The 20,077-nt window shown below is 54.8% G+C and carries 14 protein-coding genes; 10 read left to right on the top strand and 4 right to left on the bottom strand.

Annotated elements, in window-relative coordinates; translation table 11 throughout:
* Positions 1-483 carry an NfeD family protein gene (locus LN341_RS11940; RefSeq protein WP_234203397.1) on the top strand — a complete coding sequence of 161 codons (483 nt, stop codon included), beginning with the start codon at positions 1-3 and terminating at the stop codon, positions 481-483.
* 160 nt (positions 484-643) lie between these two features.
* Here the strand turns inward: LN341_RS11940 and rdgC are convergent, their stop codons facing one another.
* Entirely contained in the window at positions 644-1,555 is a 912-nt protein-coding gene (gene rdgC / locus LN341_RS11935) for a recombination-associated protein RdgC (protein ID WP_234205026.1), read from the bottom strand.
* A gap of 251 nt (positions 1,556-1,806) precedes the next feature.
* On the opposite strand from rdgC, the gene LN341_RS11930 reads away from it, so the two are divergent.
* The 5 genes from LN341_RS11930 to LN341_RS11910 all read left to right on the top strand — a co-directional run bounded on the left by LN341_RS11930 (position 1,807) and on the right by LN341_RS11910 (position 10,107).
* Positions 1,807-3,045 carry an exonuclease SbcCD subunit D C-terminal domain-containing protein gene (locus tag LN341_RS11930; protein ID WP_234203396.1) on the top strand — a complete coding sequence of 413 codons (1,239 nt, stop codon included), beginning with the start codon at positions 1,807-1,809 and terminating at the stop codon, positions 3,043-3,045.
* A gap of 15 nt (positions 3,046-3,060) precedes the next feature.
* Complete coding sequence (locus LN341_RS11925) at positions 3,061-6,825, top strand: SbcC/MukB-like Walker B domain-containing protein (RefSeq protein WP_234203395.1); 3,765 nt, start codon at positions 3,061-3,063, stop codon at positions 6,823-6,825.
* Positions 6,826-6,958: 133 nt separating this feature from the next.
* Entirely contained in the window at positions 6,959-7,648 is a 690-nt protein-coding gene (phoB, locus tag LN341_RS11920) for a phosphate regulon transcriptional regulator PhoB (RefSeq protein WP_046218890.1), read from the top strand.
* Positions 7,649-7,725: 77 nt separating this feature from the next.
* Positions 7,726-9,030: a phosphate regulon sensor histidine kinase PhoR gene (gene phoR / locus LN341_RS11915; protein WP_234203394.1), complete on the top strand. Its 1,305-nt coding sequence runs from the start codon at positions 7,726-7,728 to the stop codon at positions 9,028-9,030.
* A gap of 108 nt (positions 9,031-9,138) precedes the next feature.
* The gene (locus LN341_RS11910; RefSeq protein ID WP_046219137.1) at positions 9,139-10,107 is read left to right on the top strand and encodes a PstS family phosphate ABC transporter substrate-binding protein; all 969 of its coding nucleotides are present in this window, start codon (positions 9,139-9,141) and stop codon (positions 10,105-10,107) included.
* Positions 10,108-10,171: 64 nt separating this feature from the next.
* Here LN341_RS11910 and ppx read toward each other — a convergent pair whose 3' ends face one another.
* From ppx to LN341_RS11895, 3 genes are all read right to left on the bottom strand, one after another.
* Positions 10,172-11,686: an exopolyphosphatase gene (ppx, locus tag LN341_RS11905; protein WP_046218888.1), complete on the bottom strand. Its 1,515-nt coding sequence runs from the start codon at positions 11,684-11,686 to the stop codon at positions 10,172-10,174.
* Complete coding sequence (gene ppk1, locus LN341_RS11900) at positions 11,683-13,806, bottom strand: polyphosphate kinase 1 (RefSeq protein ID WP_234203393.1); 2,124 nt, start codon at positions 13,804-13,806, stop codon at positions 11,683-11,685. Before ppk1 ends, ppx begins: the two co-directional genes overlap by 4 nt.
* A gap of 71 nt (positions 13,807-13,877) precedes the next feature.
* The gene (locus LN341_RS11895) at positions 13,878-14,399 is read right to left on the bottom strand and encodes a glycine cleavage system protein R (protein WP_046218886.1); all 522 of its coding nucleotides are present in this window, start codon (positions 14,397-14,399) and stop codon (positions 13,878-13,880) included.
* 260 nt (positions 14,400-14,659) lie between these two features.
* On the opposite strand from LN341_RS11895, the gene LN341_RS11890 reads away from it, so the two are divergent.
* The 4 genes from LN341_RS11890 to phoU are packed head-to-tail and all read left to right on the top strand — an operon-like array spanning position 14,660 to position 20,053.
* Complete coding sequence (locus LN341_RS11890) at positions 14,660-16,858, top strand: ABC transporter permease subunit (RefSeq protein ID WP_234203392.1); 2,199 nt, start codon at positions 14,660-14,662, stop codon at positions 16,856-16,858.
* A gap of 30 nt (positions 16,859-16,888) precedes the next feature.
* A complete protein-coding gene (pstA, locus tag LN341_RS11885; protein WP_234203391.1) occupies positions 16,889-18,487 on the top strand; it encodes a phosphate ABC transporter permease PstA in 1,599 nt (532 codons plus the stop codon).
* A gap of 14 nt (positions 18,488-18,501) precedes the next feature.
* Positions 18,502-19,320 carry a phosphate ABC transporter ATP-binding protein PstB gene (gene pstB, locus LN341_RS11880; protein WP_046218883.1) on the top strand — a complete coding sequence of 273 codons (819 nt, stop codon included), beginning with the start codon at positions 18,502-18,504 and terminating at the stop codon, positions 19,318-19,320.
* A gap of 13 nt (positions 19,321-19,333) precedes the next feature.
* Positions 19,334-20,053, top strand: coding sequence for a phosphate signaling complex protein PhoU (phoU, locus tag LN341_RS11875; RefSeq protein ID WP_046218882.1), 720 nt, complete (start codon positions 19,334-19,336; stop codon positions 20,051-20,053).
* Positions 20,054-20,077 lie beyond the last annotated feature (24 nt).

The following is a 20,077-nucleotide window of genomic DNA, read 5'->3' as shown; positions in this document are numbered from 1 at the left end:
ATGGCGGATTTCTTTGGACTGAGCCCGGCCCAGCTGACCATAGTGATCGGCCTGATCCTGCTGGCCGTCGAAGTCTGGATGCTGGGGTTGTCGACGATTGTGTTGCTGGCCCTTGGGGTTTCAGCCATCCTGACCGGAACGCTGGCGCTGGTGGGCGTGGTGCCCGAAACCATGACTGCCCTGGTGGCGGTCAGCGGTATCGGTGCGGGCGTCCTGACGCTGCTGCTGTGGAAACCGCTGAAACGTTCTCAGAAAGCGGAAAAACCGAAACAAAATATCAGCAGTGATTTTATCGGCCTGACATACCGGCTTGATGCCGCCCTCAGCCACGAACAGCCGGGAACAGTGAAGTATTCCGGTATCAGCTGGAAACTGGTACTCAGCAGCGATTACAACGGCGGACCGGTGGAAAAAGGGCAGCAAGTGGAAGTTGTCGCGGTGGATGTCGGTCGCTTTACGGTCAAACCTGTCAATCATGATTAAACGAGTGCTTGCAACGATTTCTTCCCTTGAAAAGGGGGAGGGATTGAACTGAGATCGCTGAAATCACAAATGATTCCCTCCCCTTGGCAAGGGGAGGGTTAGGGTGGGATTCGAGAAGCGAGCGCGGATTGTGCGTGATCGCCCTGTCATCCCCCTCTTGTCAGACGCGCTCTTCCATACCGCCCAATTCTTCAAACAGGTTTGGCAGGATGGCGGACAGTTCGCCGCACATGAGTGACAGATCGGCATCCAGACGCTGCGCCATGTCTTCACGGTCGATGTCGTCATTTTGCTCTCTCAGCTCATCGGAAAACTTCAGACGCTTGAGTGACAGATCATCGCCCAGCACAAAATCGATGCGCTCCTGCCAGTTGATGGCCAGTTTGGTCACCACTTTGTCGGCTTCGATGTGGGCCAGAATTTCATCACAGCTCAAATCCTGCTGCTTACAGCGGATCACACCGCCGTCTTCCAGAATGGCTTTCAGCTCGGCTTCTTCCCCGATGGTAAAACCGTTCGGCGATTGGCCGGAGCGTACCCATTCGGTCAGTGTCTGCGCAGCCGGTTTAGCCACAGTCACAGGCACAACCGGCAGGCTGCCGATGGATTTACGTAACAAGCCCAGCAGGTCTTCGGCTTTTTTGAAACTGCCGGCATCCACCAGTAATAATCCCTGCGCCGGCATGATCAGTGCAAAAGTATGGCTCTGACGGCTGAAAGCGCGTGGCAGCAGATCCATTACGATCTCATCTTTCAGGGTGTCTTTTTCATTTTTCTTCAGCTTGCGACCCTGCTCTTTCTCCTGCATCTCCACTTTGGCATTCAGAGATTCTTTGATCACAGAGGCAGGCAGCATTTTTTCTTCTTTGCGGGCACAGATCAGAATGTTGTCCCCGGCCAGATGCGTGAACATATCACCGTGTTTGCCCAGTGCTGAAACCCAGCCGAATTTTTGAATATCCTGGCTACCACAAGGGGTAAAGCGGAATTCTTCCAGTTGCTTCTCAAGTTCATCCGGTTTGATGTCAATCTCGCGACTGAAGCGATAGGTAAGCAGGTTTTTAAACCACAGCATAGTTGTGACTGATCCTAGGTGTGTGCATTGGGCCGACAATCTTATACCCAAGTAGCCTCACGATGCTAGGTTCGGTGAGTTTTGACTGGGGACGAAAAGCGCGATTGCGCTCAGCCGCAGGCCTGGCGGCAGAAAAAATCTGGCCGGGCTGTCGCACTTTTTTCGGTTGATCTGACCTTGAGCGCTGCTTGCTGAGGTACAATTGGTCCTACTTTTTCTCTGGATCTTTCAGTATTGATACGAACGGCATGAAAATACTTCACACCTCAGACTGGCACCTCGGACATCAATTGCATGGCTATCAGCGCGATGATGAACATCAGCAGTTTCTCGACTGGCTGGCGGATACGCTGGAACGTGAACAGGTCGATGCGTTGCTGGTGGCCGGTGACATTTTCGATAGCGCCAATCCCCCGGCCAGTGCCTGGCGCATGCTGTACCGTTTTCTGGCAAGGTTAGCGAAAAGCCTGCCGGAACTGAATGTCGTGATGACGGGGGGCAACCACGATTCGCCCAGTAAACTGGATGCGCCGCATGAACTGTTAAAAGCCTTTGACCTGCATCTGGTCGGGGGCATCAGCCGTGATGAGCAGGGGCAGTTGGAGATGGACCGATTGCTGGTGCCGCTGACCAACCGCAGCGGTGCTACAGCGGCCTGGGTACTGGCGGTGCCGTTTCTGCGCAGCAGTGATCTGCGCACAGAGGATCTCGGCGAAGATGACGATCGCCTGATCAAAGGCGTCGAAATACTCTATCAGCAGGTAACCGATGCAGCCCGTGCGCTTCGCCAGCCCGGTCAGGCGCTGATTGGCATGGGACATGTCTATATGGCTTCCGGTCAGTTGTCTGAAATGTCGGAACGCCGGGTGCTGGGCGGCAACCAGCATGCGCTGCCTGCGTCGATTTTTCCCGATGATCTCTGCTATGCCGCGCTGGGCCATTTGCACCTTGCCCAGCGGGTTGCGAAAAAAGAGCACATCCGCTATTGCGGTTCGCCGCTGCCGCTGTCGATGTCTGAACGGCACTACAAGCATCAGGTCGTCTTGCTGGAACTTGACGGGGAAAGCCTATCGGGTATTACCCCGATCCCTGTGCCCAGAGTGGTCGATATGCTCAGAGTCCCGGCTGAGCCTCAGCCGCTGGATGTCGTTCTGAAAGAGCTGAACGCGCTGGTCACTGCGGACGGTCCGAGAGAAACTCAGCCGTATCTGGAAGTGCCTGTGCTGCTGGAGAAACCTCAGGCGATGCTGCGGGAGAAAGTGCTGCAGGCGCTGGAAGGCAAAGCGGTGCGGCTGGCCAAAATCACCACCCATTATCGCCAGCAGCAAGATGCCCCTTCGCTTGCGCACCAGCGCTTGTCGGAAGTGAGCCCGCAGCAGGTGTTTGCCCTGAGCTGGCAACAGAAATATGACGGACAGCCCCCCCATGCGATGTGTGAGGCATTCGAACAATTGCTGACGCGCATTGATGATGAAGCAGACCAATAACGGCAGACAGAGACGATGAAAATTCTGGCTTTGAGAGGCGAAAATCTCGCCAGCTTACAAACACAGTTTGAGATTGATTTTGCCAGCGGGCGTCTGGGCGAGGCCGGTTTGTTTGCCATTACCGGCAAAACCGGGGCCGGCAAATCAAGCTTGCTGGATGCGATTTGTCTGGCGTTGTACGACCGTATGCCGCGCTTACAGTCGAACAAGAAAAATGATGCGGAAATCGGCCGGGGCGATGATGAGAACCGCATCAGAGCTAACGATGTCCGCAGTATTCTTTCGCGCGGGAAAGCAGACGCGTTTGCCGAGGTCGATTTTCAGGCCAATGACGGCACCCGCTGGCGCGCTCGCTGGCTGGTTCGCCGGGCCAGAGGCAATGCGACAGGACGGGTACAGCCGTCTGAGCAGTGGCTGGAGAACCTGGAATCCGGGCAGCGGTTTGCGGGCAAAAAACAAGAAGTGCAGGTGGAAATCGAGCGTCTGATTGGCCTGACGTTTGAGCAGTTTCGCCGGGCCGTGATGTTGCCGCAGGGCGAGTTCGCGGCCTTTCTGAAAGCCGCCGCCGATGAACGAGCAGCTTTGCTTGAGCGCATGACGGGCGGTGAAATCTATGGCCGCCTGTCAGTGGCCGCTTACGAACGCGCCCGCGAAGAGAAGCTGAAGCTGCAGCAACTGCAGGACAAACTGGGTGATATCGCCTTACTCAGTGATGATGACAAACAGGCACTAAACGCGCAGATCGCCGCTCTGAAAACTCAGTTGGCCGAGCTTGATGCGCGGCTGGCGGCGCTGAGCCAGCATCAGCAGACACTCAGTACAGACAAAACACTGCAGGAGCGGGTGGCGCAGAGTCAGCAGGCGCTGACTGAGGCGATCGCAGCAAGTACCCAGGCCGCCCCCCGCACTGAATATCTGGCGAAGCTCGAAACCGCCCAGCCTGCGCGGGCTGATTTTACCTTGCTGACCCAGTCCGTCCAGCAAATCGCCCGGTTGGAGGCCTCGCTGAGTCAGGCTCAGCAGGCGCTCGCACAGGATCAGCAGCAGCGAGTGGATGCCGAACAGGCTGTCATGCAAGCCCGGCAGTCACTTGACCAGGCCCAGCAGGAATGGCTGATGCTGGAACCCAAACTGAAACAGGCGCAGATGCTGGATCAACAGCGACAGGGGCTTGAGCAGCAACATCAGTTGCTGGCACAGGAGGCTCAGGCGCTGGAGCAACAACTGGCGCAGGAAGACAGGGCGTATCAGCACAAGTTGGGTGAACAGCAACAGCGCCTGACGCAGAGTCAGCAGTTGCTCAGGCAACTGGAAGACAATCGCGATCTGGCCGCCGTGGCTGAACAGTTTCAGCCTGTACAGGATAACCTCAAGCAATATCTGGCCGCCCATCGTTCCTTGTCCCGGCTCAGGAAAGAGATACTGCAAGTCCAGCAGGCGCAGCAGGCATACCGGCTTGATGACAGCAAGCTCAAACAAGACAGTGAGCGTCTGCTGACACAGCGGCAGCAGCTGGAAAAACAGCGAACGGAGCTCAATGTCGACGAGGTGAGCGCGGCGCAGGAGCAAAGCCAGCAGGCTTACCGCCGTTCTCAGCAACGTCTTGATGATCTGCGCCAGGCGATGGCCGCCACACAGGAATGGTGCGGCTTGCTGGATCACCAAAGCCGGCTGATGCAGGAAAAGCAGGCGCTGGAAACTGCCCGTCAGCAGACAGAGCAGAAATTGCAGGCTTTGCTGCCCGAGCTGAATCTGCTCAGTGCGCGGGCGGAAGAATCTGACTATCAGTTTCAGCAAAGCCAGGCGGTGCTGCAGCTGAGCGATTACCGCAGCCTGCTCAAGCCGGATGAGCCATGCCCCTTGTGCGGCGGACTGGAGCATCCTTATGCGGCCAGTCATCCGGTCGTCGAGAGCGTGCTGGCACAACACAATCAGCGCCGGCAGGCACTGGCGAAACAGCTTCAGGCACTGGAAGGCGAGCGCCATCATCTGGCGCAGCTTGTCCCGCAATACACCCAGCGTCTGGCAGTCATGAATGATGAGCTGGCCAGTATCGCTGCAGTTTCCGCGAAGGCGGCGGTTCAGGCCGCCGATTGTGCCAAGGTCGTGCACATTGAGTTCACTGAGCAGATGTCTTTGGCCTCACTGCGCGAACAGCTGGCTGCCTGGCAGCGTGAAACCGGGGAGTTATCCCCGCAACTGCGCCAGCTTCAGCAGCAGTATGAAAGCGGCCAGTTGCGCCTGCGGCAGGCCAGAGAATTGGAACAGCAGTATCAGCAAGCGGTACAGGCGGAAAACAAACTCGCGCATGACATCCACCAGTTAGCCCAGACAGAAGCGGTTCGGCAAGCCCGGCTGGCCTCACTTGAAGAACAGTGTGCTGAACAACAAACCCTGCTCAGCCAGCGGGCCGAGGCCCTGAACCAGCAATTTGGCAGTGAAGCCTGGTTGCAGGGCTTGCGTCAGTTGGGAGAAGAGCAATATACCCTGCAGTTAACCCGGCAGGTGGCGGATTACCTCACCTGCCAGCAGGATCTGATCACTACAGACAAACAGCTGCAGGTGTTGGCCCCGGAGCTGGCAAAGGGTCAGACCCGTCTTCAGAATCTGCAGAAACAACAGGCAGAAGCTGTGCAGAAACAAACGGTACTCAAGGGCCAGCTTGATCAGCTCTGGCTGGAGAGAAAAGCGCTGATAGGTGAGCAGGCGCTTACTCCGCTGGAGTCGCAGCATAAAGCCTTACTGGAAGCGGCCCGTCAGTCGCTCAGCAACTGCGAGCAGCAACGTCAGCAGGCCGGTGAGCGCCATGCCGCCACGCAGTCGGCCTTAAACAGTCTCCAGCAACAATTACACGAGGCCAAAATCGCACACAGTGCAGTGTTGCAGCAGTGGCAGAGCTGGCATCAGAAGTTGGGGATGTCGGAGCAGGAGCTGATGGCTTTGCTGAGTAAGGATGAGGCATGGCTGGCGCAGGAAAAAGCCGCCCTGAGAGAAATTGAACAAGCTCAGGCTGCCGCGCAGACCCGGCTGTCCGAGCGGGAACAGTCGCTGAGCGATCATCAGCCCAGTGTGGATGCTGCCAAAGCCTGGCTGACCGCGCAGGGGATTGCGCTGGAAACTGAACACCAGCGTGCGTACCAGACTCAGTGGCAAGCCAGCAGGCAGGCACTGGAGGAGCAGTATTTTACCCAGCGACAGCGTCTGGTGCAGGCCGAGCAGGCAGAGCAACTGGCCGGTACCCTGACTCAGCAGTTGCAACAGCAACAAGCGAACACTGAGCTCTGGCTGGAAATGAGTGAGCTGATCGGTTCTGCCAACGGAAATAAATTCAGAACGCTGGCACAGGGACTGACATTGCAGCAACTGGTCTTGCTGGCCAATGAGCATTTGCAGGATCTGGCGCCACGCTATGCGCTGCAACCTGTGCCGGGTAGTCCGCTGGCGTTGCAGGTGATCGACCACGATATGGGCGATGAAGTGCGCAGCGTCGAATCTTTATCCGGTGGCGAGAGCTTTCTGGTGTCGCTGGCACTGGCGCTGGCGCTGGCTTCCCTGGCGGCCGACACCCGTCAGCTGGGCTCCCTGTTTATCGATGAAGGCTTCGGCACCCTGGATCCCGACAGCCTGGAAATGGCACTGGCCTGTCTGGATGCCTTGCAGGCGGATGGCCGCCAGATCGGGGTGATCTCCCATGTCGGCACGCTGGTGGAACGCATTGGTGTCCAGGTCGCGGTTGAAGCCATGGGCGGCGGGCGCAGCCGGGTGCGCATTGTAGGCTAAACCGGATAAATCGCGGATATCATGACAGTTTGATAGCAATCGGGTGAAGCTTTTCGCCTCCCGGTCACAAAAGTGTCATACTTTATTCGGATAATGGCGCCAGACAGAGAGCGATGACTTAGGTATCAAGATTATGGTTAGACGGATTCTAGTGGTTGAGGATGAAGCACCGATCCGCGAAATGCTGTGCTTTGTGCTGGAGCAAAAAGGGTATCAGACGATTGAAGCAGAAGATTATGACTCTGCGCTGGAAAAGATCTGTGAACCTTTTCCTGAACTGATCCTGCTCGACTGGATGTTGCCGGGCGGTTCGGGGATCAACCTGATTAAGCATCTTAAGCGCGATGAAGTGACCCGCAGTATTCCTGTGGTGATGCTGACGGCGCGCGGTGAGGAAGAAGATAAAGTACGCGGGCTGGAAGTGGGTGCGGATGATTACATCACCAAACCTTTCTCTCCCAAAGAGCTGATGGCCCGCCTCAAAGCCGTGATGCGCCGTGTGTCACCAACATCACTGGATGATGTGATCGACGTGCAGGGACTGAAGCTGGATCCGGTGTCGCACCGGGTGACCTCCAACGATGATCCGCTGGATATGGGGCCGACCGAGTTCAAGATGCTGCATTTCTTTATGACGCATCAGGAGCGGGTATACAGCCGTGAGCAACTGCTCAATAATGTCTGGGGCACCAATGTCTATGTCGAAGACAGGACGGTCGATGTGCATATTCGTCGCTTGCGCAAGGCACTGGAGTGCGGCGGACACGATAAAATGGTACAGACGGTACGTGGAGCCGGATACCGTTTTTCAACAAGGGTTTAGTGACCACACAAAAGGACGATGAGTCAGTAACTGGTTGTACGGCCGGGTGAAGCCGCAGTTACTGGCGGGAGACATGAATGGTAGAACGCTTGTCATGGAAAAAGCTGGTCCGGGAACTGGCTTTTTTTTATTTCCCCTGGGTAATCCTCGGGCTGATTTTTGGGTATATGCCCTGGTTTTTGCTGGCAGCAAGCTGGATTCTGCTGGGCTGGCATTGCCATCATCAGTTGAAGATGTCCCGCTGGCTGTGGACGGATCGCAGCCTGACTCCGCCATCCGGCTCGGGCAGCTGGGAGCCGTTGTTTAACGGTATTTATCGCCTGCAGCAAAGAAATCGCCGCCGTCGCCGTGAACTGGCGACCCTGATCCGCCGCTTCCGCAATGGTGCAGAATCGCTGCCGGATGCGGTGGTGGTGTTTCGCAGCGAGGGGAATATCGTCTGGTGTAACAAACTGGCGCAAAATCTGCTGGGCCTTCGCTGGCCGGACGATGCGGGTCAACCGGTCAGTAACCTGCTGCGCAGTCCGGATTTTGTCCGTTATCTGGCCCGGCAGGATTTTGAAGATCCGCTGGAAATTACCTCGCCGCTCAATTACGACCGCACGCTGGAGCTGCGTATCATGCGCTACACCGAAGGTGAATACCTGATGGTGGTGCGCGATATTTCTCAGCTCAAGCAGCTGGAAGGCATGCGCCGCAACTTTTTTGCCAATGTCTCGCACGAACTGCGCACGCCGATGACTGTTCTGCAGGGCTATCTGGAAATGTCCCGGGATCCGGATATGTTGATCGGCCCGATGTGGGAAAAAGCCCACGGCGTGATGACAGAGCAGCTGACGCGTATGAATTCGCTGGTGGAGCAATTGCTGACCCTGTCCAAGATTGAAGCTGCGCCCCATCTGGATCTGGAAGATAAAGTCGATGTCCCCGCCATGCTGGATGTGCTCGAAAAAGAGGCCATTTCGCTCAGTGGCGATAAAAACCAGATCTTTGAATTTGAGGTCGATGAATCGCTGCAGGTCTTTGGCGATGCGGAGCAACTGCGCAGTGCGATTTCAAACCTGGTCTATAACGCAGTGAAGCATACACCGGCTGAGTGTAAGGTGACAGTACGCTGGTTCCTGTCACCGAAAGGTCCGCGGCTGGAAGTGACAGATACCGGCAGTGGTATTGAACCGCAGCATATCCACCGGCTGACCGAACGTTTCTACCGGGTGGATAAAGCGCGCTCGCGTGAAACGGGCGGCAGTGGTCTGGGGCTGGCGATCGTGAAGCATGCCCTGAGCCACCATGATACGTTTCTCGAAATTGAAAGCGTGGTCGATCAGGGCAGTACTTTCTCGTTTACACTGCCACAACGCCTGATTGCAAAGGCAGCCTGAGCAGGTTGCCATGATTGATGCCGGGCCTGTCGGGCTGGCAAAGGAGAAAAGTGGTAAATGAAACACAGAGGCTGGGTGGTGAGACTGAAGTGGGTCTGGCTTGGCGTGATGAGTCTGCTGAGTGGCGGCCCTGTGCTGGCGCAAGATGCACCGGTTCCTGCGCCTTATCACAATGTTGATGGTGTGGCCGGTGTGCTGACATCTGTCGGGTCTGACACCTTTGCCAACCTGATGACCTACTGGTCGGAAGCGTTTATGCAGCGCTATCCCAATGTCAACATTCAGGTGCAGGCAGCGGGCTCATCCACTGCACCAACCGCGTTGATTGAAGCCACAGCCCAGCTTGGCCCGATGAGCCGCCCGATGAAGAGTCGGGAAATGACAGCGTTTGAGCAGAATTATGGTTATAAGCCCACGGCAGTCCGGGTTGCGATTGATGCGCTGGCTGTTTTTGTCCATGAAGACAATCCCTTACAGGGGCTGCGTTACCGGGAGCTGGACGCAGTGTTCTCCCGGACGCTGCGTTGTGGAGCCAATACGCCTATCACGCATTGGGGGCAACTGGGGCTGACCGGCCGCTGGGCGCAGCGTGATATTCAGCGATTTGGCCGTAACTCCGTCTCCGGGACTTATGGGTATTTCAAGCAAAAAGCCTTGTGCAACGGTGATTTTCGCAATGATGTTAACGAGCAGCCGGGTTCGGCGTCCGTGGTACAGTCAGTGTCGACTTCGCTCAATGCTATCGGGTATTCGGGGATCGGTTACCGGACCTCAGGGATCCGGGCATTGCCGATTGCTCAGGGTGATGGCCCGTTTATTGCGGCCACCAAAGCCAATGCTGCCAACGGCAGTTACCCGTTAGCGCGTTACCTGCTGATTTACGTCAATAAAGCCCCCGGCAAACCGCTGCCGAAACTGGATGCAGAATTTCTGCGCTTTATTTTATCCAATGACGGGCAGCAAATGGTGGATAAAGATGGTTATGTGCCTTTACCCGCTGCGGTGATCGCCCGCGAGCTGGCGGCGCTGGGGCTGACGGATGCTGAGTCAGTCTCTGTATCTGAAAGCTTTCAATGAAAATCCCCGCAAAGCGGGGACCGGGTGAGTTGCGACGGCTGCGATGGGACAATTCTGGAATGATTTACTCACTTTCTTCCTCTGGTGAAATCGACAACTCCCAGCCGGTTTTTTGCCAGTAATCCCGTTCTTTTGCCAGATCGGCGGCCAGTAAACGGTTCGTGCTCTGCCAGCCATCGGGCAGGCTGAGTTGCCATTTTTCTTTATCAGCGCTCAGAGTCAGTGTTGGCAGCGGTTCATCAGATCGCTGGCCGTGCAGGGCAACAGCCAATCGCAGGGCGCGGATCATGGGATAGATGTGCTTGCGGTTGTAAATGGTCAGCTCCGGCATTTCATCAAGCTTGAGTGACTTGCGCTGATAGCGCACTAAAGTAGCCAGTACGGTCTGCTGCTCAAGGTTGAAGCCCGGCATCGTGCTGTGGCGCAGCAGATACGCGGAATGGCGGTGAAAACCGGGATAGCTGATACTCAGTCCGACTTCATGCAGCAATGCGCCCCAGCTGAGCAGCGATGCCAGCTCTGGGGTGTGGCTGGCAGACGGGTCAGCAATCTGGCTGTACAAGTGTTCAGCCGTGTTTCTGACCCGGGTGGCCTGATCAATATCGACATTGTATTGCTCTGCCATCGCGATGGCTGTCCGGCTGCGGATATCACTGTGACGGAATCTGTCTTCCATTTCATACAGCAAGCCTTCACGCAGTGCTCCATCCGAAAAGATCATGGTGTCAATTTTCAGTGCACTGAAGACGGCACTCAGGATGGCGACACCTGCCGCAAAAACCGGTTTGCGATCCTCGGTCAGCCCGGGCAGGTTCAGCTCAGCGCTTTGCTTGCAGGCGGAAACCTGTTTGACGACCTCGTCCAGCCGTTCTTGGGTGATCACGCCGTCGCTATGGCCCTGGGCGATGATCACTTCCCGGATCGCTTTAATGGTTCCTGAGGAGCCAATGGCTGTGTCCCAGCCCATTTTGCGATACTTGCTGGCGATACTTTCCATTTTCTGCAGCGCTGCCATCTGGGCTTTGGTCATGGCTTTGGCGGAAATCTTTCCGTTGGGAAAAAAGTGCTGGTTATAGCTCACGCAGCCCATGTGTTTGCTGTATTGCAGCCTGGGCTCAAACCCTTCGCCGATCACCAGCTCGGTACTGCCGCCGCCAATATCAACCACCAGTTTTCGGCCCGGCTCGTGCTGGGTGTGAGCAACGCCCAGATAAATCAGGCGGGCTTCTTCTGTACCGGGAATGATTTCGATCGGATAGGGCAGGACACGTTCAGCCCGTTTCAGAAAAACATGGGCATTTCTGGCTTGTCTGAGGGTATAGGTTGCCGCGATACGGACATTTTCCGGCGCAAAGCCCTGCAAGCGCTCGGCAAACATGGCCAGACAACTCAGGCCGCGCTGAATGGCGGCCTGATCCAGATCCATATTGTCGTTGAGTCCATCAGCCAGATGAACCCGCTGTTTATGCCGGCTGACAATCTGCAGGCTATGGCCGACGACACGGGCGACTACCATATGGAAGCTGTTTGAGCCCATATCGATTGCTGCGATTTCTCGGGGACGCTCAATTTCTATCATGCTGCGTTTTCATTATTCTCTTCGGAGGCCATGGCTTCAGCCTTCTGGCTGGCTTGTTTTTGCATCTTTTTTTCAGACTGTTTCAGATAGTCGTAGATGGCAATTTGCGATCTGATCTTTCGTTTGTTGCCGCGTGGCACATAATTGTTGCTCATCGACTTATCCAGAATTCTGGCTTTGACCGTATCTGAAAACTGAATGTTCAGGATATCGATGATTTTCTGCCTCAGTTCAGGTTGCCTGATCGGGCAGCCGACTTCAATCCGGTTGTCGATATTGCGTGTCATCCAGTCTGCGGATGAGATGAACACCTCAGGCTCGCCATTATTCTCGAACACCATGACTCTGGGGTGCTCCAGGAATCTGTCCACGATACTGATAGCCCGGATATTGTCGCTGATCCCGGGAATACCCGGCACCAGAGAACACATACCACGGATGATCATATCAATGCGGACACCGGCGCTGCTGGCCTGATAAAGACGGTTAATCAGCCCCTTATCCACCAGATTGTTTACCTTGAGTGTAATGGCTGCCGGCAGTTTTTGCTTGGCATTGGCAATTTCTCTGTCGATGAGTTCATACAAACGGCTGCGACAGTTGCGTGGTGAGACAATTAACTGATTGAATTTTACCGGCCGGTAGGGGTTCTGAATAAAGCTAAACACCTGACGCACTTCGTTGGTCAGCTCAGGATCGGCAGTGAACAGTGAGAAATCGGTATAAATCCGGGCGGTTTTTTCATGGAAGTTGCCTGTACCTATGTGGGCATAGCGGACGATGACATCGTCTTCCTGGCGCGTGATCAGGCACAGCTTCGAGTGAATTTTCAGCCCGGGGACACTGAACACGACACGCACACCGGATTCGGTCAGGCGTCTGGCCCATTCAATATTGGCTTCTTCGTCAAACCGCGCCTGCAGCTCAACCACCACAGTGACCTGTTTGCCGTTGTTGGCGGCATCTATCATCGAATCAATAATGCGCGAGTTTTTGGCGACCCGGTAAATATTGATATGGATGCTGCGGACTTTCGGATCGAACGCGGCCTGGCGGACAAATTCTGTCATGTGGTTGAATTTGTGGTACGGGTAGTAGAGCAGGATATCCTGCGCCTTGATGGCTTCAAACGCGTTTCTGGCGCTGACAAAATGGTAGCTGTCCAGTGCCGGCAAAGGTTTGTTTTCCAGGTAGCTGCGGCCAATATTCGGGAAGCTGATGAAATCTTTGAAGTTGTGATAGCGGCCGCCGGGAATGATGCTGTCGTAGCTGGACACTTTCAGCAAACCGCACAGCTTTTCGATCAGCTCTCCCGGCATATCCCGCTGGTAGACAAAGCGGACCGGCATGGCCGTCAGGCGCTGACTCAGCCCCTCAGACATCAGCTCCAGAATACCGTGGTCAACTTCCTGACTGAGATCATACTCGGCATCGCGGGTCATTTTCATCGAGTAGGCAGCCAGACTGTCATAATCGAAAAAAGCCTTGAAGATATCATCCAGACACAGGCGGATAATATTATCTAACAAGATCAGCGTTTTTCTGTTTTTACCTTTGGATTCAGGCACTTTAATAAAGCGGGGTAACTGATCGGTCGGAATTTCCAGCAAGGCGTATTGATTGCTGTCGCCCTGCTTCATGTCGATCGCCAGATAGGTATATTCATCTTTGAGAAACTGCAGCAGATCAATGTCTTCCGTCAGTAAAATCGGTGTTACGTGAGGCAAAATGGTGTGACGAAAATAGCGCTTCAGCCACTCTACCTGATTGTCATCGACTTGCTGCTCGTTGATCAGGAAAATATGACGGCGGGCCATTTCCAGCAGAATCTCGTTGTACAGGGTATCGAAATCCTGGTTCATTTTCAGAACACGGCTTTGGATCTTGCTCAACAGGTGCTTGGCATTGGTGTCGTCACTCTGCTGCTGGGTGATCAGAATGCGTCGTTTGACATCGGCAAAACGGACTTTGTAAAACTCGTCGGTATTGCTGGAAAAAATACCCAGGAAACGGACACGTTCAATCAAGGGGACTGATTTGTCCGCCGCTTCCTGGAGGACACGTTCATTAAAAGACAGCCAGCTCAGTTCTTTGTCGATATACAGCGGTTCAGTACTCATGGATTTCCTAACATCAGAATCAACAGCAGGGAAAGCGGCGTGTCTTTCAGTGGAGAAAGGACGACAGCCCTTTAGTGTGCTTCACTACTTTCCGGTTCTTCAAAATCGATCGTTAAATCATCGGCCAGACTTTCCAGCTGTTGCTGTACGGTCGAGATGGCCAGCTCTGCCGGGATTTCAAGCGAAAACCAGGCCGTGAAGATGGGGTAGCCCCAGTTGGGTGCGCTGTGGGTATCGGTTTTGAGTTTGTGAATATTGATACCCAGTTCACCAAGACGTGTGGTGACTTCTTTGACGATCCCTGAGCGGTCGTTGCCTGTGACCGTCAACTGTTGCAACTGAGCGGGAGGCGCCGTGAGCTGGGTGTCTTCGGCAATGTGAATGTTCAGACCACTGAGCTTCGCCATGGCCTGGCGTAGCGGTTTGACAGAGTCTTCAGGGATATCCACCTGAAGAATACCGGCAAACTGCCCGGCCAGTTTGCTCATACTGCTGCCCAGCCAGTTACCTTTATGCTGATACACAGTATCTGATAATGCCCCCACTAACCCCGGACGATCCTGACCAATGACTGTAATGACAAGGTGTTTCATGTCGCGTCTCCTTCTGATGGCGGTTAAATTCATTATCTGACCACGATCAGATTCTGTCCAGACAGGAGACTTACTGAGTCACAGGAATTCGGCTACCGTCATAAATCATTAAGAATACGGTAATTTTATTGCAGATTGATGTCAGTCTCTCCGTCAGGATCTCACAATAAAAAGGCCAGCAATCAACCGCTAATCACTGTAATATTATTGTCATGTAACAGACATATACTTTGTCAGTTTGTAACTATCATGGGGTGAGAATGGCAGATGCCGGTGCATTTTTGACTGACAATAACCGTAGCCGTCAACGAAAAGACAGGTTTGCGCGTTATGGGGTGATTGCCGGTGGAATTTCTGTCCTTCTGACGCTTGTTCTGATCTTTTTCTATTTGCTCTATGTGATCGTGCCTGTGTTTGCACCGGCCAGGATCACGCCTGTTCAGTCGTTTTCTGTGCCGCTGACACAAACTGCAGCGGTGCGTTTTAACGAACAAAATACCCATGCGTTTCATTTCTCCGCGGATGGGCAGATCAGCCTGGTCGCACTCGGTCGCCGTGAGGGACAAGCCGTCGCACAGCAGGTGGTGATGGCGAATCCGACCAGCTTCGACGCGGCTTTGCCCAACGAGCACGTGTTTGCCTATGGTGATCACACGGGGGGCGTCACTGTCGTGAAGCCACTGATCCGTCAGGATAATCTGGTGCTCAGCGATCCGCTTGACGCCCCTTATATTCAGCTCGATAGCCAGGGGATGCCTCTGGTGCAACTGGCGGTGTCGGTGCGTCGCCAGGTGGCGGTTCTGGTTGGCGTGACACAGGACCAGCGGCTCGTGGCCAGGGTTTTTCATCGCGGCAGTGGTCTGGATACCGGTGAACAGACGTGGCAGGCAAGCCAACTGGCGATGCCGGCAATCGGACAACCGGTCACGGATATGGTGGTGACGCCGGATGGCCGGACCCTGTATGTGCTCAATGGCCGGCAAGTCACTGTGATTGATCTGAACCAAAGCGAAGGGCGGATTCGTCAGCAAACCGATGTCAGTCAGGGAGCGGGCGATCCGGTCGCGATGACAGCTTTGTCCGGGGCCAATTCCCTGTTAATCACAGGGGCTGACGGCAAGGTTACACAGTGGTTTGAAGTGGCCAGCGCTGGGCAACGTCAGTTGACAGCTGCCCGCACCTTTTCAGGCGGCCAGGGGGCACTGAATCTGGTGGTGCCTGAGTATTACCGCAAAGGCTTTTTTGCCGTTCAGGATGGTGGCCTGCTGGCGGGATACTATATGGCGGATTCAGCGGCGCCGGTACTGGAATCCCGCTTGTTCAGCCGCACACCTGAGCTGATGACGGTTTCCCCCCGGGCCGATCGCTTGCTGGCGATCTCAGGGGAGCAGTGGCAGCTATTTAAGGTGACCAACCCGTATCCTGAAGTGAGTTTCAGCAGCCTGTGGCAGAAAGTCTGGTATGAAGGGTATCCGGAGCCGGATTATGTCTGGCAGTCTACCTCAGGCACGGATGAAAGTGAGCCGAAGCTGAGCCTGGTTCCGGTTGTGTTCGGCACCCTGAAGGCGGCGTTTTACGCCTTGTGTTTTGCGATCCCTCTGGCACTGGCCGGCGCGATTTATACCGCCTATTTTATGTCTTCGTCGATGCGCAAGGTGGTCAAACCGACCATAGAAATCATGGAAGCCCTGCCGACGGTGATCCTGGGTTTTCTGGCGGGTATCTGGCTGGCGCCGATTGTGGAGAATCATTTGATTGGCATGGCGCTCAGCCTGCTGGTACTGCCGCTGGTGATGGTGGCTGTTGGTTTGGGGTGGGCGATGTTGCCTGGCGGCTGGCAGCGCAGAATGCCAACCGGACTGCATATTTTGTTGCTGATGCCAACGCTGGTACTGGCCGGTTACCTCTGTTTCACGCTGAGCCCGGTGATTGAACAGGCTTACTTCGGCGGGGATATCCGCAGTTATCTGACCAATCACTGGGGGATTGGTTATGATCAGAGAAATGCGCTGGTTGTCGGGATCGCCATGGGCTTTGCAGTGATCCCGACCATATTCACCATCGCTGAAGATGCGATTTATTCAGTGCCGGCACACCTGAGCAGCGGCTCGCTGGCGCTGGGGGCAACCCCTTGGCAGACCCTGACCCGCGTCGTTCTGCTGACCGCCAGCCCCGGGATCTTCTCCGCTGTGATGATGGGGCTGGGACGAGCAGTGGGTGAAACCATGATCGTGCTGATGGCAACAGGCAACACCCCGATTATGGACTGGAATATACTGGAAGGTCTGCGTACGCTGTCGGCAACCATTGCCATTGAAATGCCGGAATCGGAAGTTGGCAGCGCACATTACCGTGTCTTGTTTCTGGCCGCATTTGTGCTGTTTGTGTTTACTTTTTTCTTCAATACCCTGGCTGAAATCGTGCGTCAGCGACTGCGTGAAAAATACAAGTCGTTATGATCAGCGGGGCAGAGGCTGTGTGACTGTTTGATGTTGAAATGGATGCGTTCCGGCTCCCCCTGGATCTGGCTGACCGCTGGTACTGTCAGCCTGAGTCTGCTGGCGGTGCTGGGTTTGTTACTCATGATTGGCTGGAAGGGGCTGAGTTACTTCTGGCCCGCTCAGGTGTACCGGTTTGATGTCAGTCTGGCTGATCATCAGCAAGTGATCGTGGGTGAAATTTATGAAACCAGACAGATACCCCGTCAGCAATTACTGGAAGCCGGGCATGTGCTGGCCGGCAATGACAGCCCGACCATTGCCCGTTATCTGATCAAAACCGGAAACCGTGAGTTAGCCGATTTAGATTTTGTCACCCTGCTCGAAACCCAAATCCTGTCCAAGGCGCTGGCAACTGGTGTAGCGGTAATTGACCGGCTGCGCAACGGCAAGTTTTACGGTTATCCGCAGGCGGTGTTGGTGAATGGCAGTCGTCACAGTCCCGCATCATTGCCTGACTGGCTGAATCAGGCCGCGACAGCCAAAGACGCGATGCTGGAATTACAGCAAGATCAGTATCTTCCGCTGAATCGTCAGCTGGCTTCCCTGGCGGCGAAAAGTGATGCTGCTTCTGAGTTGAAGCGCAGTGAGTTGGTCGCCCGGCTGCGTGACGTGGAGCATGAGCTCGGACAAATTCGTCAGGTGCTGGATGGCCGGTCACTGCTGATGAAGGACGCTCAAGGGCGTGAGGTTGAGATCCCTCTGGGCGATGTGCTGGAGGTCTGGTATCCCAACGACATGGCATTCTCGGAAAAAGTGGCACACTGGGGACGCCAGGTGGCGCACTTTGTCACCGATGCACCGCGTGAAGCGAATACCGAAGGGGGCGTGTTTCCGGCGATTTTCGGCACAGTGCTCATGGTGCTGCTGATGAGCGTGATTGTAACCCCCCTGGGGGTGCTGGCCGCCATTTATCTCCATGAGTATGCGCAGCAGAATCGGTTTACCCGTCTGATCCGCGTGGCGGTGATTAATCTGGCAGGGGTACCGTCTATCGTGTACGGGGTATTTGGTCTGGGCTTTTTTGTCTATATGGTCGGCGGCACCATCGACGAGCTGTTTTTTTCAGATCAGCTGCCGGCACCGACCTTTGGCACCCCCGGGATTCTCTGGTCGGCACTGACCCTGGCGATTTTGACGCTGCCTGTGGTGATCGTGTCAACCGAAGAGGGTTTATCCCGGATACCGCCGTCGATCCGTCATGGCTCGCTGGCACTGGGCGCCACACAGGCAGAAACCTTATGGCGGATTGTGATTCCCATGGCCAGCCCGGCGATCATGACAGGATTAATTCTTGCGGTCGCCCGAGCGGCAGGGGAAGTGGCACCACTGATGTTAGTCGGTGTGGTGAAAATGGCGCCATCGCTGCCGATCGATGCACAGTTTCCTTACTTGCATTTAGACCGGAAGTTCATGCATCTTGGCTACCATATTTATGATGTCGGTTTTCAGAGCCCGAATGTAGAAGCGGCGCGCCCTCTGGTCTATGCGACCTCTTTATTGCTGGTGACTGTCATTGTTGGCCTGAATCTGACTGCCATTGGCATTCGTAATCATTTGCGGGAGAAATTCCGCGAGCTGGAACAATAGCGAGAAGGATGTAGATGTTTTCATTCAACGCCAGTATGGACTGGCTCAAGCCAGTTGATCTGACCGCACTGCCAGAAGAAAAAACAGCCCTGACCATAGACGGGCTGGATCTGTTTTATGGTCAGAAGCAGGCGCTGTTTTCGATCAACATGAAGATTGCCAAGGGTCAGGTCACGGCTTTTATCGGCCCGTCCGGGTGCGGGAAGTCAACCCTGCTGCGTTGTATTAACCGGATGAACGAGCTGGTAGAAGGCTGTCGGGTCGAAGGTCAGATCATGCTGCATGGCAGAAACATCTATGATCAGAGTGTGGATGTGGCGGCTTTGCGTCGTCGCGTCGGGATGGTTTTTCAGCGGCCCAATCCATTTCCTAAGTCGATTTATGAAAACGTGGTGTACGGGCTACGTCTGCAAGGGGTGAAAAATACCCGGGTGCTGGATGATGCCGTTGAAAATTCACTGCGCGGTGCAGCGCTGTGGGATGAAGTGAAAGATCGTCTGCACGAAAATGCCTTCGGGCTGTCCGGCGGTCAGCAGCAGCGTTTGGTGATCGCCCGGGCGATTGCCATTGAGCCGGAGGTGATTCTGCTCGATGAACCGACGTCTGCGCTCGATCCGATTTCCACCCTGACCATTGAAGAGCTGATTAACGATCTGAAGAAAAAATATACGGTGATTATCGTCACCCATAATATGCAGCAGGCCGCGCGGGTGTCCGACAATACCGCTTTTATGCATATGGGCGAGCTGGTGGAATACGCTTCGACCAATGATATTTTCACCACCCCGAAAGAAAAACGCACTGAAGATTACATCACCGGCAGATACGGATAAGGAGTAGAAGTCAATGTTAGATAATATGAGCCTTAGCCGTCATATCTCCGGCCAGTTCAATGCCGAGCTTGAGAGCATCCGGACCCATGTTCTGGCCATGGGCGGGCTGGTTGAGCAGCAACTGACTGATGCGCTCAAGGCCATGCACAAGCAGGATGTCGATCTGGCGCGCCGGGTCATTAAAGATGATCATAAAGTCAATGCCATGGAAGTGGCCATTGATGAAGCCTGCACCCGGATTATTGCCAAGCGACAGCCGACCGCCAGTGACTTGCGCCTGGTGATTGCGATTATCAAAACCATCACTGATCTGGAACGCATTGGTGATGTGGCGGAAAGTATCGCCAAAGTGGCGCTGGAGAACTTCACCAATAAGCAATACAACTTGCTGGTGTCGCTGGAAGCTCTGGGTCAGCATGCTGCCCGGATGTTGCACGAAGTGCTGGACGCTTTTGCCCGAATGGATGTCAAAGCGGCGATTCGGGTGTATCAGGAAGATGACCGGATTGACCGAGAATACGAGGCAATTATCCGGCAACTCATGACTTATATGATGGAAGATCCACGCTCTATCCCGAATGTGCTGCAAGTGATGTGGTCGGCGCGTTCCATTGAACGGGTGGGGGACCGTTGCCAGAATATCTGTGAGTACATCATCTATTTCGTCAAAGGCAAAGACATTCGCCATACCAGTCCGCAGGAAATGGAAATTTTCATGGATAATAACCGCTGAATCATTCGGGGAGCCAAACGGCTC

The sequence above is a fragment of the Photobacterium sp. TLY01 genome (assembly GCF_021432065.1).
GTDB lineage: Bacteria > Pseudomonadota > Gammaproteobacteria > Enterobacterales > Vibrionaceae > Photobacterium > Photobacterium halotolerans_A.
Note: the sequence above shows the minus strand (reverse complement) of the source record. Positions and strands in the feature narration are given on the sequence as shown.

What these genes read in the sequence shown, in the direction of transcription:
- pstA (WP_234203391.1), top strand. Translation starts at nt 16,889, where the DNA reads ATGTTGAAATGGATGCGTTCCGGCTCCCCCTGGATCTGGCTGACCGCT.
- LN341_RS11925 (WP_234203395.1), top strand. Translation starts at nt 3,061, where the DNA reads ATGAAAATTCTGGCTTTGAGAGGCGAAAATCTCGCCAGCTTACAAACA.
- LN341_RS11910 (WP_046219137.1), top strand. Translation starts at nt 9,139, where the DNA reads ATGAGTCTGCTGAGTGGCGGCCCTGTGCTGGCGCAAGATGCACCGGTT.
- pstB (WP_046218883.1), top strand. Translation starts at nt 18,502, where the DNA reads ATGTTTTCATTCAACGCCAGTATGGACTGGCTCAAGCCAGTTGATCTG.
- LN341_RS11895 (WP_046218886.1), bottom strand. Translation starts at nt 14,399, where the DNA reads ATGAAACACCTTGTCATTACAGTCATTGGTCAGGATCGTCCGGGGTTA.
- phoB (WP_046218890.1), top strand. Translation starts at nt 6,959, where the DNA reads ATGGTTAGACGGATTCTAGTGGTTGAGGATGAAGCACCGATCCGCGAA.
- phoU (WP_046218882.1), top strand. Translation starts at nt 19,334, where the DNA reads ATGTTAGATAATATGAGCCTTAGCCGTCATATCTCCGGCCAGTTCAAT.
- LN341_RS11890 (WP_234203392.1), top strand. Translation starts at nt 14,660, where the DNA reads ATGGCAGATGCCGGTGCATTTTTGACTGACAATAACCGTAGCCGTCAA.
- ppx (WP_046218888.1), bottom strand. Translation starts at nt 11,686, where the DNA reads ATGATAGAAATTGAGCGTCCCCGAGAAATCGCAGCAATCGATATGGGC.
- LN341_RS11940 (WP_234203397.1), top strand. Translation starts at nt 1, where the DNA reads ATGGCGGATTTCTTTGGACTGAGCCCGGCCCAGCTGACCATAGTGATC.
- LN341_RS11930 (WP_234203396.1), top strand. Translation starts at nt 1,807, where the DNA reads ATGAAAATACTTCACACCTCAGACTGGCACCTCGGACATCAATTGCAT.
- phoR (WP_234203394.1), top strand. Translation starts at nt 7,726, where the DNA reads ATGGTAGAACGCTTGTCATGGAAAAAGCTGGTCCGGGAACTGGCTTTT.
- ppk1 (WP_234203393.1), bottom strand. Translation starts at nt 13,806, where the DNA reads ATGAGTACTGAACCGCTGTATATCGACAAAGAACTGAGCTGGCTGTCT.